The sequence below is a fragment of the Shewanella sp. 10N.286.51.B7 genome (assembly GCF_002873615.1).
GTDB lineage: Bacteria > Pseudomonadota > Gammaproteobacteria > Enterobacterales > Shewanellaceae > Shewanella > Shewanella electrodiphila.
In genome coordinates this window covers 29714-45793 of the sequence record NZ_MCUF01000044.1, presented here as the reverse complement: position 1 = coordinate 45793, position 16080 = coordinate 29714, and the positions used below count along the sequence as shown (strand labels likewise).

At 40.6% G+C, this 16080-nt stretch carries 10 protein-coding genes; 5 read left to right on the top strand and 5 right to left on the bottom strand.

Features of this window, described 5'->3' with window-relative positions:
- Nucleotides 1-45 precede the first annotated feature (45 nt).
- The 4 genes from BCU84_RS13080 to BCU84_RS13065 form a co-directional block, all read right to left on the bottom strand.
- Nucleotides 46-909, bottom strand: coding sequence for an MBL fold metallo-hydrolase (locus BCU84_RS13080; protein WP_102528524.1), 864 nt, complete (start codon nt 907-909; stop codon nt 46-48).
- Nucleotides 910-977: 68 nt separating this feature from the next.
- Nucleotides 978-4088 (bottom strand): efflux RND transporter permease subunit, encoded by a 3111-nt coding sequence (locus BCU84_RS13075; RefSeq protein ID WP_102528523.1) that lies wholly within the window; start codon nt 4086-4088, stop codon nt 978-980.
- On the bottom strand, nt 4085-7360 hold the full coding sequence (locus BCU84_RS13070) for an efflux RND transporter permease subunit (RefSeq protein ID WP_102528522.1): 3276 nt from the start codon (nt 7358-7360) through the stop codon (nt 4085-4087). The genes BCU84_RS13075 and BCU84_RS13070 overlap by 4 nt, the downstream gene beginning before the upstream one ends.
- 10 nt (nt 7361-7370) lie before the next feature.
- Nucleotides 7371-8453, bottom strand: a complete 1083-nt coding sequence (locus tag BCU84_RS13065; protein ID WP_241906435.1) for an efflux RND transporter periplasmic adaptor subunit — start codon at nt 8451-8453, stop codon at nt 7371-7373.
- A gap of 469 nt (nt 8454-8922) precedes the next feature.
- On the opposite strand from BCU84_RS13065, the gene BCU84_RS13060 reads away from it, so the two are divergent.
- Nucleotides 8923-9366 (top strand): GNAT family N-acetyltransferase, encoded by a 444-nt coding sequence (locus tag BCU84_RS13060; RefSeq protein ID WP_102528520.1) that lies wholly within the window; start codon nt 8923-8925, stop codon nt 9364-9366.
- Between the two features lie 1756 nt (nt 9367-11122).
- On the opposite strand, the gene BCU84_RS13055 is transcribed toward BCU84_RS13060, so the two are convergent.
- Complete coding sequence (locus BCU84_RS13055) at nt 11123-12409, bottom strand: citrate synthase (protein ID WP_102528519.1); 1287 nt, start codon at nt 12407-12409, stop codon at nt 11123-11125.
- Between the two features lie 416 nt (nt 12410-12825).
- On the opposite strand from BCU84_RS13055, the gene sdhC reads away from it, so the two are divergent.
- From sdhC to BCU84_RS13035, 4 genes are read left to right on the top strand one after another with little or no spacing between them, the layout of a single operon-like run.
- Nucleotides 12826-13221 (top strand): succinate dehydrogenase, cytochrome b556 subunit, encoded by a 396-nt coding sequence (gene sdhC / locus BCU84_RS13050; RefSeq protein WP_102528518.1) that lies wholly within the window; start codon nt 12826-12828, stop codon nt 13219-13221.
- Nucleotides 13215-13562, top strand: coding sequence for a succinate dehydrogenase, hydrophobic membrane anchor protein (gene sdhD, locus BCU84_RS13045; RefSeq protein ID WP_102528517.1), 348 nt, complete (start codon nt 13215-13217; stop codon nt 13560-13562). Before sdhC ends, sdhD begins: the two co-directional genes overlap by 7 nt.
- The gene (gene sdhA, locus BCU84_RS13040; protein ID WP_102528516.1) at nt 13563-15329 is read left to right on the top strand and encodes a succinate dehydrogenase flavoprotein subunit; all 1767 of its coding nucleotides are present in this window, start codon (nt 13563-13565) and stop codon (nt 15327-15329) included.
- A gap of 11 nt (nt 15330-15340) precedes the next feature.
- Nucleotides 15341-16048 carry a succinate dehydrogenase iron-sulfur subunit gene (locus tag BCU84_RS13035; protein ID WP_102528515.1) on the top strand — a complete coding sequence of 236 codons (708 nt, stop codon included), beginning with the start codon at nt 15341-15343 and terminating at the stop codon, nt 16046-16048.
- Nucleotides 16049-16080 lie beyond the last annotated feature (32 nt).

The window sequence follows — 16080 nt, the reverse complement described above, 5'->3', positions numbered from 1 at the left end:
TATTCACAAGCTTTATAGTCATCTAAGCTTTGGTGATTTAATACGTTACTTTTTCAAACCCTGATATAGCGTATTAATCCATTTTTCTTCAGTGATGAAGTTCCAGCTCCAATCTTTCCACTTTGCCGGTACACCTTCAGCTTGGATTTGTTCAAGTGTTTTACCTTGAGTGAGTTTCTTTTTCATCCAGTTAATCGAGTCATCAAGCATGTGCTTAAATTTCATTAAGTCATTTTTGTTGGCGAGTTCACCATGGCCTGGTATCACTTGAGTCTGTTTATCCATCATGGTTAATGCTTTGGCAACATTGTCTCGATAACCAATGACTGAGCCGCCACCGTTTAAATCCACATACGGGAAACGGTCTTTAAAGAATAAATCCCCCATATGAACTAAGTTATCGTTTTCCCAGAACACCACACTGTCACCGTCAGTATGGCCAGGTCCCATGTGTTTTAAGGTTAATGTGTCATTGTTAAAACGGATGGAAACATCTTTAGAATAAGTCACAACAGGGAGGGCTGCTTTGGGTGTGCCTTCTTTGGCACTTAGGCGTTTTAATACATTATGGTGGGCAAAGATAATCCCTTGTTCGCCAAAGTGCGCATTTCCGCCAGTATGATCGCCGTGATAATGGGTGTTGATAACGTATTTAGGTTTACCCGCTTGGATTTCATTTAACGTAGCACTTATTTTATCGGCTAAAGGCGCAAATTGGTCATCGATGATTAAGATGCCATCAGTGCCTGCTGATACGCCGATATTGCCACCTGAACCTTTGAACATATAAGCATTTTCGGTGAGTTTCTGGGAGGTGATAGTGACATCTTTAAATCGGTCATCGTCAGCGACAGTTGAAAAGCTGGTGATGGAGAGTGCAAGTAAGCAGCTAAGTGATGTACGGGTCATGATGGGTTCCTGTGCTATGTGGCCAAACTGTCCATTTAATGGAGCAGTTTGGCCTATTTATCCTTCTATTAAGTCCAAGGTAGCAGTTTTTTAGCCCGTTTGTCAGCTAAACCTAATTTAACAGATGATTGATAACGGATTCGGTATAAGGCTTGGTAACACAAAGGCACCAAATACAAACTGGTGACAGTTGAGAAACTTAAACCACCAATAATCGCTATTGCCATTGGTGAGTATGGTGGCCCACCACCACCAATTTGGGTGTCGCCCATAGCTAATGGAACTAGCCCTAATACCGTAGTTGCTACCGTCATTAACACTGGACGTAAGCGGGTAATACATATTGATTTAATCGTAGCTGACAGGTCAGTTAATTTGGGTGTCATTTGGTTTATTTGATCGACCAACACAATGCCGTTGTTCACAACAATTCCCATCAAGATTAAGATACCAATCATGGCCATCACTGACATTGGTGTGCCTGAAATCCATAATGCCCAAAACACACCTGTAATCGAAAACAAAATCGAACTGATAATCGCAGTTGGAAGCAACAGCGATTCAAATAGCGCTGCCATTACGATGTAAATCATCGCTAATGCCAAAATCATGTTAACCGCCATAATCGATTGGTCTTCATCTTGACGTTGAAAACCGCCTCGCAGGCTGTAGTCATATCCATAAGGAAAATTAACATTCTGCATGACTTTTTCGATTTGTTCTTGGGCTTCCTCGGTAGTGATTTCGTTAACGTTTGCCCCAATAGATAATGCGGTTTGACGGTTATAATGCCTAATAGTGTCAAAGCGAGGCTGAATGGTTATTTCAGCTAAGTTATCTAAACTGTAGACGCGCTCACCTTGACGAATAATAGGCAGCTGTTTTAGTTGTTCTAAAGAACGTTGCCAGCTTTTATCGTAAGCTAACTCTATACGTAATTCGCCGTTTGGATCATGTCTAAATGAGCGCAGCGGGGTTCCACGCAATGCCATTGAAATGTGAGAGGCAACTTCGTTGAGTTTTAAATCTAAACGAGCGGCCATTTCACGATTAATAGTCACAATCACTTCTTGCTGGGCAGCATTCACTTCTGAGCGGACATCCTCTAGACCTTCAATAGCACTTAGTAACGGGACTACTTGCTGGCTTAAGGTAATTAACTCAGAGGTAGAGCGACCCGTTAAAGTGATCCTTAAACCAGAGTTTTCATTTCCCCAGCCAAACTGTGGCGTAGCTGCGGCGTACTTAGGGAAACCTTCTCGAATGGTTTTCTTTAGTTCTGACATTGGAGTTTCAATGTCTTTTTGCAGCAAAATAGTGGTTTGGATACTGTCAGCTGAATAATAGCTATAAACAGAATCAATCATGAAAGCTTCTTTATTGCCATAAAGGTAGTCTTCCATTTGATTAATCATCGCTTCAGTGACTTTAAGGTTATGTCGACCTTCTAATTGATAATTAATATATAAACGGTCATTTCCTTCGCCATCAGATTGATCTTGTTTAACTAAACTCAAAGGCAGGGCAGTTGAAACCAGTATCAATACTGCTAATACCCCTGAGATTTTCGAGTGTGCTAATACCCAGGTTAAACTGCGCTGATAATAACGCTGCAGTCTGGATTCTTTTTCTTCGGTTTCAATTTCAAAGTGCAATTTGGTCAGCATTAGTGGTATTAAGGTTTTCGCCACCAATAATGAAGCCGCAAGTGAAATACAAATCGCAATAGCGACGTGCTCAAGAAAGATAGTCAGTTCGACTTTAACGCCAACAATATTCGGTAAAAATACAATAGCTGTAGTTAAAGTGCCGGCAAGTACGGCCAAAGCAACTTTTTCAACGCCTGTGAGAACAGCAGATTCGTTTGCTTTTTGACATTGAGGCTTAGTATCTTCTTGGCCTGTTAAGCCATTGCGTTGTTTTTCCTGCAATACGCTTTCGGTAACTACAACCGCATTATCAATCAGCATACCCACCGCTAATAACAGTCCCATCATTGATAGAATATTTAAGCTGTAACCCAGTAAATACATACCAGCTAGAGTCATACAAATTGAAATGGGTACTGACGATACCACGACCAAGGTCATTTTTAAGTTACGTAAAAACAGGTATAACACGCCAAAAGATAAGAAGGCACCGATTAAGCCTGAGATTAATAAGTCTTGCAGTGAGGACTTAACGCCATAAGCTTGGTCCTCCATCACAAATAGCTTAATGCCTTGGAATTGTTGATCTTGTTTAGTTTGCTCAATTACCTTTAATACACGTTCAGAAACATGGACTAAATTAGCGCCAGATTCTTTAAATACATCTAAGCCCACAGCGTATTTTTGATCTAGATGACGACCTTCAAAAGGTTCTGGCAAAGTAAATTTAACCGAAGCAATATCGCCAAGGGTTGTGTTGGTATTGAGTTTAACCGCTTTGATATCTTCTAAAGATAAAAACTCACCTTTAGGCGACACCTGAAATACCTGGTTATTGTTACGAACCGTTCCCGCACTAATAACAAAGTTTTCAAGTTGCAGACGTTGTCTCAGTTCTGATGGGTTAATCCCAGATGCGGCTAACTTATCAGCATCAAGACGAATTTCAATTTGCTTTTGGTCAACGCCATATAAGGTGACCTTCGACACGCCTTCGATTCGCTCAAGGGGTTTACGTAATTGTTTATCCAGCAAATCAAATGCATTGGATAATTCACGCTCACTTGAAATACGAATGGTAAGCACTGGCATATCAGCAGTTGAAAACTGCTGAATAAAGACGCGCTCGACATCTTTAGGCAGTAAATGCCTTACTGAATCAATTTTCTCACGGGCTTCAAGGCTTTTTGTCGCGACATCTTCACCCCATTTCATATTCAGCTGAATGTTGGCGCCATCTTGAGAAGAGTTTGAGCGGACTTCTTCAATTCCGCTCATGGTGGCTAAAGACTCTTCGAGGACGCGAGTGATATCACGCTCCACTTCAGCAGGTGTTGAGCCTTTATATGGCACATTGACCTGTATTTGTGGAATGTCGATACCAGGGAACATTTCTAGTGGCAGCAAGCGACTTGATGCCATTCCAAATAATAAAATAGCAAGAAAGAACATGCTGGTGGTCACAGGTCTTTTAATCGCGAGCCTTGTGATACTGAAACCTTGTTGCTCTGTGTTAGTCTCTTGACTCATGACTGATCCTCCGTAGTAAGTGTAGAGGTCGCATCTGAGTTCGGCTGTTCCGAAGCCGTTTGTTGATAATCTTTTTTATCAAAAATGCCATACAGGGCAGGGATAACAAGCAAGGTCAGCATGGTTGACATACTTAAGCCAAATATCACAGTAATTGCCATTGGCGCTCGAATTTCACTACCATCACCGACACCAATTGCCATCGGTAATAAACCGAGTGTGGTGGTTAAGGTCGTCATCATGATTGGACGAAGACGTGATTTTGCAGCTGTGCTAATGGCTTGATCTTTCTCGATGCCTTCTTTACGTAACTGGTTAATTCTATCGACTAATACAATGGCATTATTAACCACAATACCGGCTAACATAATTAATCCGATAAACACCACCACGCTAATATGAGTGCCAGTGATAAACAAACCAATCACACTTCCGCCAACAGCCATAGGCACTGCCACAAGGATTAATAGCGGATGCAACAAGGATTCAAATTGACTCGCCATCACCAAGTACACGAGGAATACCGCTAAAATAAGGGCAATTTTTAATGACTCAAAAGAGTGTTCCATTTCTTCGTTCTGGCCACCAAAGCGCGCTTGTATAGAAGAGGGGAACTGCTGTTGATTAAGGATTTGCTGCGCTTCCTTTACCGCTTCACTTAAATCACCATAACTTAAGTTTGCCGACACTATAGCCACACGTTGTTGGCTGACACGGTTAATCGCCGATGGACCAACTTGTAGCGATACGTCAGCAACGGCGCTCAGTGGTATAGCATGTTCACTATTGGGGTTGATAATTAATGCATTAACATCCTCAATGTTGTTACGTTCTGCTAATTCGCTGCGCACTAAAATATCCACTTTGCGATCGCGCACAGTATATTGACTGGCAATCGTGCCGCCAACGCGGTGGGCAATACGGCTCGCAACTGTTGGCGCATCTAAATCAAGTGCAGCTAGTCGTGCGTGATCAAAACGGATACTGATCTCAGGTTGACCATCACGAAGTGAAGTATTGATATCGCTAAATCGGTTTGATTGCGACAACGCTGAGACGAGTTGATCGCCACTGTGTTTTAGCTGAGCTAAATCATAACCAGACAGCTCGATTTCTAATGGCGTTTTAAAGCTAAATAACTCAGGGTGCTCAATTTTTGCATCCAATGCCGGAATACGTCTTGCTGTTTCACGTAAAGTGCCAGCGACGCTGTCAAAAGCGTGCGTGTTTTCTAGAACCACTTGAAGACGTCCCCAGTTTTCACCACCGCGGGCAGTATCTGAAGTCATCAAACCACCGCTACCCGCTTGGCTAAAGGTGTGCTTAACATCTTCGTTGTCACTGATTGAATAGGCGAGTTGCTCTAGTACTGCATCAGTTTTTTGTACTGCTGTGCCTGGTGGTAAAAGGATTTCGACGTAAAACTCACCTTGGTTCATCGGTGGGATAAGCTCAACGCCTAATCTCGGGAATAAACTTCCTGCGCCAAGAGTTAACATAACTGCGATGACGACTGTGACGACTTTATGAGACATGGCATGCTTTAAAACACCATGATAAATTCTTTCAATAAAGCGATAGAAAAAATTAAACCCTGCACTTAATGGACGCATTACCAGACTGAATAACCACGAGAAGAATCGCGTGAAGATAATGACCAAGTTCAGTAGGGCATTAGGTAAATAGCTCAGTAGTACTTTAAAAGGAAAGCCAAGTATCATCGCTGCGTAATAGCCAATCTTACCTTTTGTTGTCGTGGGTTTTGCTTTTGGCGCTTCAGTGACTTCTTCAGGTAATTGAGTAAAGCCTTGGCGTGATGCCAGCATTGGAATGGCGGTTAACGCTACAAACAGTGAAGCTAAAAGAGCAAAAGTTACAGTTAAGGCTTGGTCTGAGAAAAGTGCCCCTGCAATACCGTCGACAAACACAAGGGGAACAAACACGGCCAGCGTGGTTAACGTTGAGGCAAAAATCGCTCCTGCCACTTCTTTACTGCCTTTTACAGCAGCATCTAGCCTTGCTAAGCCTTGGGCTTTGTAACGGTCAATGTTTTCTAATACCACAATCGCATTGTCGACTAATAAGCCAATAGCTAAGGCAATACCACCCAGTGACATAATGTTTAAACTGATTTCAGCAAAATACATCATGTTAAATGTGGCGATGACAGAGAAGGGGATCGAGATTGAAATGATTAAGGTGGCAATAATGTCACGCAAGAATAAATAAATTACCAACATGGCAAGCAAACTACCAAATAATGCTGCTGCGGTAACTTCACTCACCGCACTTTGAATGAACTCAGATTGGTCATAAATGACTTTTAACTGGTTTTCTTCAGATTCAGCATTGATGTTATTCAGCTCTGCTTGTATTTTCTGCGCCACAGAAACCGTATTGGCATCGCCTTCTTTATAGATAGCCAATTCGATAGATTCTACATCACCAATACGAGTGACGTCACTGCGCTCTTTATAGCCATCGACAATGTCTGCCACTTCTCGTAAACGGATCAAGGTTTGGCCGTTACGATAAACTATGACATCTCGTAGTTCTTCAAGAGAGTTAAACTGGTTTAAGGTTCTAACTAGGTATTCTTTATCACCTTGAATCACTTTACCCGCTGATAAATTGATGTTTTCTTCATTAATACGACGTTTGATGTCATCGGCATTAAGATTTAATTGCTGCAGTTTTTGTTGGTTTAACAAAATATGCACTTCTTGTTCTAACCCCCCCGATAACCTGACCGCAGCGACGCCAGAAAGCGCTTCAAGACGACGTTTAAGTTCCTCTTCTGCGAAGGTTCTCATGCTTTTTAACTGGGTTTCGCTTGCATCAGGTACAGACAAAGCTAAACGCATTATCGGATCTAAATTAGGGTTAAAGCGAAGTAGTAATGGTTTATTGATGTCTAATGGCAACTCAATAGTGTCGATTTTTTCGCGCACTTCAAGGCTTGCCATATCCATATTGGTGCCCCATTCAAACTCAAGCACAACATCTGACATGCCTGAGCGTGAAATAGAACTGATTTTACGTAAGCCTTTAACTACACCGACTGCTTCTTCAATCGGTTTCGAGATGAGTTGCTCCACTTCTACAGGCGCTGCGCCATCATAAGCGGTGCGCACTGTGACGCTTGGATAGCTTAAATCAGGTAATAATTTGACTGCTAAGCGTGTAAACCCGACCATGCCAAATAGCATTATGGCGAGCATAAACATCCACACGGTAACTGGACGTTTAACCGAGGTATTAATCAATGACATAATGGCTTCCTTACTTAGCGTTTAGACTGTTTTTGGCATAAGAAAGCGGGGTAATAATTTCAACTAATGATTGATCTTTGAGGTTCTGTTGGCCACGGATAACGATCTGCTCTCCTTGGTTAACCCCTGATATTATTTCGACCTTATCTTTTTCACGATACCCTAGGCGTACTTCGCGGCGGGTTGCTGTGTTATCTTCAATAACATACAAGGCTTGGGTATCATCTTGATTAATAATGGCATTGAAAGGCACTGTTACCACATCTTCATGAGTGTCGTATTTTAGCTCTACGCGAGTGAACATGCCTGCTTTAAGGTTTGCTTTAGTATTATCAATGGCGATAGTGACTTTAAATGTGCCACTTTGTGCATCGACAATCGGGCTAATACGCAGCACATTTGCAATAATTTCATTGGCTGTTGATTGCTTGCCACTGTTTGAATATTGATTGCTGATTTTAGCTTGTTGACCTAAACGCAGGCTGGTTAATTGCTGCTCTGGTAAGTGAACAATGCCGTGAAGTTCGTCTTGATTGACGATATAAAATAGTTCTTCAAACTCTTTAGCCATATTGCCTTTCTTCACATGTCGCATGGCTACGATGCCATCAATGGGTGACACGATTTGGCTTTCTATGACATGTAGCTCTGCTAAATCACGCTGCGCGATAGCCGCTTGTAGGTTGAACTCTAATTTGGCCATTACATCTTGGCTGACAAATTCTTTGTTTTTCATTTGCTTTAAACGATTCAATTCTTGTTCAATGATCTGAACTTCTGCTTGCGAACGTTTGTAATCGTAGTGCTGACGTTTAGCATCTATGGTTGCTAAAGCCTGTCCTTTAGTGACGCGATCACCTTCTTCAACGTTAATTTCTTCAATTAAGCCCGCAATTCGAGTAACGACATGGGCTTCTTCTGGCGCTTCCAGTGTTGCAGTCGTGCTATAAAATGAAGACACATTACCCTGGGTGACTTGTGAAACTTCTACCGGGACGGCGTATTTTTCTTCTTCTTTAGTTTCTTCTTCTTGACCAGTGCAACCACTTAAACCTGAAGTCAGTGCTGCAATACAAAGTAGTGGGATTGTCATTTTTTTCATGCTGATTAACCTATCCATGGGGTACCTGCCAGTTCAATATTTTTGAATTAATGACGCTTGAGAAAGTTAAGTCTGAAAGGTTAGCTTGTAAACGTCACGTTATCATTTGTAACTAATGTTTAATTTCAACTAACAAAGCACTAACTGTGCCAGTTTTTATTGTTGTTATATATCAGTTATTTAGGGGGTTGCGGTTACTTATTTAGGCATAGTTAATATTATTATGTAGTGAAAATGTTTAATTTTTGGTGTGAATGACAAATTTAACTCTGATCGAAATTTATTCAGTTTGGGCTGACGTTGTGTAACTTTTCAGGTAAGTTAACTATCTAAAGGAAATCAAACAGATGTTAAGACTTACTGTCATTTGTTTGGCAAAGCTTGAGTCATAGCTTGTGTTAAATCATTAGTGACAATATAAAGCCAACATTAATATGGCTGCAGATATAAGGAGACTGTTTTGAAGATCATTCAAGCAACGATTGAGCAATTAAATTTGGTTACAACCTTATTCGATGAGTATCGTCAATTTTATGGGCAAGCTGCAAACATAGAGCAATGTAAAAAGTTTATTAAAGAACGTCTAATCGAGAGTGACTCAGTAATTTTTATTGCAACCAATGAAGAAGGTGAGGGTTTAGGGTTTGTTCAGCTTTACCCAACGTTTTCGTCAGTTGCGATGAAGAGAATGTGGATTTTAAACGACATGTTTGTTGCGACAGCCGCAAGACAACAAGGTGTGGCTAATAAATTACTCAAGCAAGTGGATTTGTTTGCGCAATATACTGATGCTAGTACCGTTAAATTGGCTACTGCTGTAGATAATGATGTGGCAAAGGCTTTATATGAGTCACTTGGCTACACCAAAACCACCGCTTTTGATCACTATACAAAAGCATTTTAATTGGCGTTGTCAGGTTAACGTATATAAATTAGAACTTGCGTGCTGAAAATCTTTATTCCGGTTAAGGCAGGCATTAGCTTTGCAATGTTTGGCTTAACGTAATGCTTTATGGGAAGTTAGTTAAATAATCAATGCGATAATAGTGGCGCCAAGCCTGTAAAATCTGCTGTTTACATCAAAGCGAATAAGTAAACTTGAGTTTCGCTTAAAATGAAATCCGCTTTTAATCTAATTGTACTTACCAATACTTAATCAGTAATAGTGAATATAACCTGGTCTGCTGATTAATCATTTAAACTAAAACTAATCCGATTTTAAGTAGAAGCTAAGCTGAGTTAAAGACACTCTAATGAGACTTCCGTATTTGGGGGGCTCTGCTTTTTTGAGCTGTGTTTATAGATAAAATCGCGAACACGGCTTATTCGGTCAGTTATTTTGTCAGTTTGTTGATGATTAAATTCACCATCTTATTGGTTAGCTATGGAACTAGTGCTAATACGTATAGAGTTTATGGCTCATTTTAAAGCGAAATACCAATTTAAAGGCCGTTACAGAAACTATTTTCACTTTTTTAAAAAATAATTGAATTTTTAATCATTTATTTTTGTGCGCTAATACTGAGCGTTCTGCACTTAAATTGCGCAAAAGCCGTTAAAACCTCAACTTAAATTTTTAATCGCTTATTTCAATGACGATATTTTCCTATTTCTAATTAGGTATAAAAAAATGCAGACTTTTAATTTACTGCCATGACTAAGAGCATTTTTATAATTATGATTACATTCTTATAACCAAATAGAATAAAAAATGCGTTGATAACGTCGTTTTTAAGGCCGAAATTACCAAGATGGTGCAGTTTATGGCTTAGATTTTTTATCTTTTTGGTGAATATTCATTCATTATTTAATTTGTTGTTTGTTATAAAGGTTGTGAATTGGTCAGTTAGGTTTGTTGGTTTGGTATGTCCTTTATTAACATTGGTAATATAGCTGTTGGCGTTTGGTGATGCATGATTTTATTATTGGTAATGTGAGTTTTGCTGTCTTTACTTAGCGTATTCATACCGCTCTTAACTAGAGACTCATGATGTGTAGTTATGGGAGTGACCTTAAGAACAAACCAAGTATTTATCACTTTAGCTATTCGTTAACTCTTTTTTTCTAGCTCTTGTTCTAGCTATTTTAATGGCTTTTTAATAGACAGGGCTCACGCACTTAACGTTTTGTATTGAGGCGATATGCGGCGTTATAACTACATCGGAAAAGGTTAACGGGTTGTTTTAAGCTTTTAAATTGCAATTGAAAACTAATTAATCCAAGGCTAAGCACTATTAATCTCATAGATATATTTGGGTGTAAGTAGTTAATAAGTAGAGGGTTAGGCTTTTTAAGGTTTTGTGGGTTTTGTGGGTTTTGTTGGTTTGATTGCAGTGGAGCTGTATTAGCTGTGCTGAAATAGATCTACAAAAATAGAGCTGTTGAAATAGATAAACTAATTTAGTGGTGTGATTCTTATAAGTGTGATGGTTATAAGTGTGATGGTTATAAGTGAGAGTAAGTTAAAAACGAGTAACCTTTTTTAAGAATATAGAGGCTTGCCTTTGATCAATTCATTGTACGGCCTAGTTTTACTATAAATGATGTTGGTTCGAACTGCTGTATGCAACAGCTTCATGCAGATGTTTATAATAAATGTTCGCAAAAAATATGCATAAAAAAAGCGCCCATTAAGGCGCTTTTTATTAAACGATAAAGATTTATCGTTTATCTAAGCTGACAAAATCACGGTCTTCAGAACCAGTGTATAACTGGCGTGGACGGCTAATTTTGTGACCTGGTTGGTCTAACATTTCTTTCCAATGTGCAATCCAACCAACAGTACGTGAAAGTGCGAATAACACTGTAAACATACTCGTAGGAATACCGATTGCTTTCATGATGATCCCTGAGTAGAAATCAACATTTGGATAGAGTTTCTTAGATACGAAATATTCGTCTTCTAATGCAATACGTTCAAGTTCCATTGCTACGTCTAGTAGAGGATCTTGAACATTAAGTTCAGCTAAAACTTCATGACAAGTTTCACGCATTACTTTTGCACGAGGGTCGAAATTCTTGTAAACACGATGTCCGAAGCCCATTAGGCGGAACGGATCAGCTTTGTCTTTCGCACGAGCAATAAACTCAGGAATGCGGTCAACACTGCCAATTTCTTCAAGCATGTTCAAACAAGCTTCGTTAGCACCACCATGAGCTGGACCCCATAGTGAAGCGATACCCGCTGCAATACATGCAAACGGGTTAGCACCTGATGAACCGGCTAAACGAACTGTTGAAGTTGATGCATTTTGTTCATGATCTGCGTGTAATACAAAGATTCTATCCATTGCTTTTTCAACAACGGGATTAACTTTGTACTCTTCACAAGGAACAGCAAACATCATCGACAAGAAGTTACCTGCGTAACTTAGTTCGTTGCGTGGATAGACGAAAGGTTGGCCAATTGAATACTTGTAGCACATTGCTGCAATCGTTGGCATTTTAGAAACGAGGCGGAAAGCCGCAATTTCACGATGTTTTTCATCATTTACATCAAGAGAATCTTGGTAGAACGCAGATAATGCACCAGTAACGCCACAAAGCATTGCCATTGGGTGTGCATCACGACGGAAGCCTCTAAAGAAAGAAGCTAATTGTTCATTAACCATTGTGTGGTTTTTTACCATTGATACAAACTCTTCGTACTGAGTTTTGCTTGGTAATTCACCGTATAGCAACAAGTAACAAACGTCTAAATAGTTAGATTCAGTAGCTAACTCATAAATTGGATAGCCACGGTGTGTAAGCACACCTTTTTCACCATCAATGAAAGTAATCGCAGACTCGCAAGAGGCTGTCGCAAGAAAACCAGGATCAAAAGTGAAATGACCTGTCTTTCCTAATTTACTGATATCGATTACGTCAAAACCAGCAGTTCCCTGCTTGATTGGCAATTCGATTGAATCGTTCCCCGGTAACTCTAATTTGGCTATATTGTCAGCCATACCCCGTTCTCCTTACTTCATTCTTTTCTGTGAGTGCGGCATGTTAAGCGGACATTACTTTACAGTGAATCGTGATCACATTTCAATTTAAATAAGCGTTTAAATTTATTAGACCATGGTATAAACCTTGCTAGACGCCTTGCCAGCGTTGGCCTAGAAAGAAAAAAAATGCAAAAAAACAAATTTTGCATAGTGTGACGTTTGTATTTGACAATGGGCTTGAGTATACTTGGCCTCGCCCACAAAGGGCGACAAACATCACATTTTTGAAATCCTTTTGTACCTAGCTAAATTAGTGATTTCTCAAATGGTTAAGTGTTTGATAGTAGTCTGTTAACTTTCAACAATTTGTTTACATAAGTAGTTTCATGTATCAAATGGAAGCAAAGCAAGATGAATAATAAAAATAATGCTCAATGGAGCTGAGTGAGCAGAACGTGAAAAAGCAAAGACCTGTCCATATAGACCTACAGACCATTCGCTTTCCTGCAACAGCGATTGCGTCAATTCTTCACCGCGTATCCGGTGTCATCATGCTGTTTGCTGTCGGTATTCTTATTTGGATGCTAAATGAATCTTTAGCATCGCCTGAGAGTTTCGCTGGCCTACAATCTCTTTTTGATAACTTGCTGGTTAAGTTTGTTATCTGGGGAATTCTTACTGCGTTGGGTTATCACTTAATCGTTGGCTTACGTCATCTGATTATGGATACCGGCCGTTGGGAAGAATTAGCCTCAGGCTTAGCATCAGCAAAAATCGCCTTTGTTCTATCAGCGGCGTTTTCAATCATTGTGGGGATTTGGGTATGGTAACCAATGCAGCAAGCCTTGGACGCAGCGGTGTTCATGACTTTATTTTAATCCGTGCGAGTGCCGTGATTTTAACCTGTTATACCATTTTTATGGTTGGTTTTATTGCATGTAGCGCCCCTTTAACTTACGAAATTTGGCATGATCTTTTTAGTACCTTACCAATGAAAGTATTCACTTTATTGGCACTTGTTGCTGTATTAATTCACTCGTGGATTGGTATTTGGCAAGTTCTGACTGATTACGTGAAAAACGTTTCAGTACGTGGACTACTTCAGTTCGTATTTGTCGTAGCAGCTTTTTGTTATCTTGCTGCAGGCATCATCATAGTGTGGGGTGTTTAAGTGGCTATTCCAGTACGCGAATTTGACGCAGTAGTGATCGGCGCTGGTGGCGCTGGCATGCGAGCGGCTTTACAAATTTCAAAAGAAGGTAAGAGCTGTGCGCTTTTATCTAAAGTGTTCCCAACACGTTCTCATACCGTATCTGCGCAGGGTGGTATCACCGTTGCACTAGGTAATGCGCATGAAGATCACTGGGAACAGCACATGTACGATACTGTTAAAGGTTCTGATTTTATCGGTGACCAAGAAGCTATCGAATTCATGTGTAAGACGGGTCCAGAAGCGGTTATCGAACTTGAGCAAATGGGTTTACCTTTCTCTCGTTTTGAAAACGGCACTATCTATCAACGTCCGTTTGGTGGCCAATCAAAGAACTTTGGTGGCGAACAAGCGGCACGTACTGCAGCTGCAGCTGACCGTACAGGTCATGCTTTGCTTCATTGCTTATACCAACAAAATGTAAAACACAAAACTGAAGTGTTTTCTGAGTGGTATGCATTAGATTTAGTTAAAAACGATGACGGCGCAATTGTGGGTTGTACTGCAATTGAAATCGAAACTGGCGAAATTGTTTACTTCAAATCGAAGGCAACAATTTTAGCAACAGGTGGTGCAGGGCGTATTTACGCTTCTACTACTAATGCTCACATTAACACTGGTGATGGTGTTGGTATGGCAATGCGCGCTGGTGTTCAGATGCAAGACATGGAAATGTGGCAGTTCCACCCTACGGGTATTGCTGGTGCTGGTGTACTTGTAACTGAAGGTTGTCGTGGTGAAGGTGGTTATCTTTTAAATAAAGATGGCGAACGTTTCATGGAACGTTATGCACCTAACGCAAAAGATTTAGCCTCTCGTGACGTTGTTGCGCGTTCAATGATGACAGAAATTCGTGAAGGTCGTGGATTAGATGGTCCACTAGGCCCGCACTGTTTACTTAAGCTTGATCACTTAGGTAAAGAAACATTAGAAGCACGTCTCCCTGGTGTTTGTGAACTTTCTCGTACGTTTGCGCATATTGATCCAGCAGATGGCCCAATCCCTGTATTGCCAACATGTCATTACATGATGGGTGGTCTACCCGCTAAAGTTAGTGGTCAAGTTGTTCGTCAAAACAACGATGGCACTGAACAAGATATCGTGGGTTTATTCGCTGTAGGTGAAATTGCTTGTGTATCAGTACACGGTGCAAACCGCCTTGGTGGTAACTCGTTACTTGATTTAGTGGTATTTGGTCGTGCAGCAGGTCAACATTTAGGTAAAGCCCTAGATGAGACAGCTGACCCTAAAGCGCCTTCTGACGCGCAAATTTCTGCATCTCTTGATCGTCTTAATCGCTGGGAAAGCAATAAAGATGGTGAAGATCCTGCCGTTATTCGCAAAGACTTACAGTTATGTATGCAACTTAACTTCTCTGTATTTAGAAGTGGCGATGCAATGGCTGAAGGCCTTAAAGAGCTTAAGAAGATCCGTGAACGTTTAGCGAATGCTAAGTTGTCAGATAACTCTTCAGAATTTAATACTCAACGTATTGAATGTTTAGAGCTAGATAACTTAATGGCAACCGCAATTGCGACAGCTTACGCTGCTAACTTCCGTACAGAAAGCCGTGGTGCGCATTCACGTGAAGATTTCTTAGACCGTGATGATGAAAATTGGTTATGTCACAGTGTCTTTGACCCTGAAACTGAACAAATGACTAAGCGAGAAGTAAACATGGAGCCTAAGCTTCGTGCCGCATTCCCGCCTATCAAGCGTACCTACTAGGAGTCGTTGAGATGAAATTGGAATTTGCAGTTTATCGCTACAATCCTGATGTAGATGCTAAGCCTTATATGAAGGATTACAGCTTAGAAGTGGAAGAAGGTACCGATATGATGGTACTGGATGCACTGATGAAGCTGAAAGAGTTAGACACGTCGTTATCTTTTAGACGCTCATGCCGTGAAGGTGTTTGTGGTAGTGATGGCGTTAACATGAATGGTAAGAACGGCCTTGCGTGTATCACGCCTGTTTCTACCTTCAAAGGTAAGAAAATTGAAATTCGTCCTTTACCAGGCATGCCTGTGGTACGAGATTTAATCGTCGACCTAACTCAGTTCTATACTCAGTACGAAAAAATTAAGCCGTTTCTTATCAATGATGAGAAAACTCCGGCTCGTGAACATTTACAATCTCCTGAAGAGCGTGCTCATCTAGATGGTTTGTATGAATGTATCATGTGTGCTTGTTGTTCTACTGCTTGTCCATCATTCTGGTGGAACCCTGATAAATTTATCGGGCCAAGTGGTTTACTCCATGCATATCGCTTCTTAATCGATAGCCGCGACACTGCGACTGAAGAACGTTTATCTGGTCTAGACGATGCTTACAGTGTATTCCGTTGTCACGGTATTATGAACTGTGTTGATGTTTGTCCTAAAGGGCTAAACCCAACTAAAGCTATTGGCCATATTAAGTCAATGCTTCTGAAGCGAGCAGTATAAATGCACAGTGTAGAGCTTGGATTATCGCTTAA

Coding starts and splice junctions, on each gene's coding strand:
- BCU84_RS13080 (WP_102528524.1), bottom strand. CDS start 909: ATGACCCGTACATCACTTAGCTGCTTACTTGCACTCTCCATCACCAGC.
- BCU84_RS13075 (WP_102528523.1), bottom strand. CDS start 4,088: ATGAGTCAAGAGACTAACACAGAGCAACAAGGTTTCAGTATCACAAGG.
- BCU84_RS13070 (WP_102528522.1), bottom strand. CDS start 7,360: ATGTCATTGATTAATACCTCGGTTAAACGTCCAGTTACCGTGTGGATG.
- BCU84_RS13065 (WP_241906435.1), bottom strand. CDS start 8,453: ATGACAATCCCACTACTTTGTATTGCAGCACTGACTTCAGGTTTAAGT.
- BCU84_RS13055 (WP_102528519.1), bottom strand. CDS start 12,409: ATGGCTGACAATATAGCCAAATTAGAGTTACCGGGGAACGATTCAATC.
- sdhC (WP_102528518.1), top strand. CDS start 12,826: ATGGAGCTGAGTGAGCAGAACGTGAAAAAGCAAAGACCTGTCCATATA.
- sdhD (WP_102528517.1), top strand. CDS start 13,215: ATGGTAACCAATGCAGCAAGCCTTGGACGCAGCGGTGTTCATGACTTT.
- BCU84_RS13035 (WP_102528515.1), top strand. CDS start 15,341: ATGAAATTGGAATTTGCAGTTTATCGCTACAATCCTGATGTAGATGCT.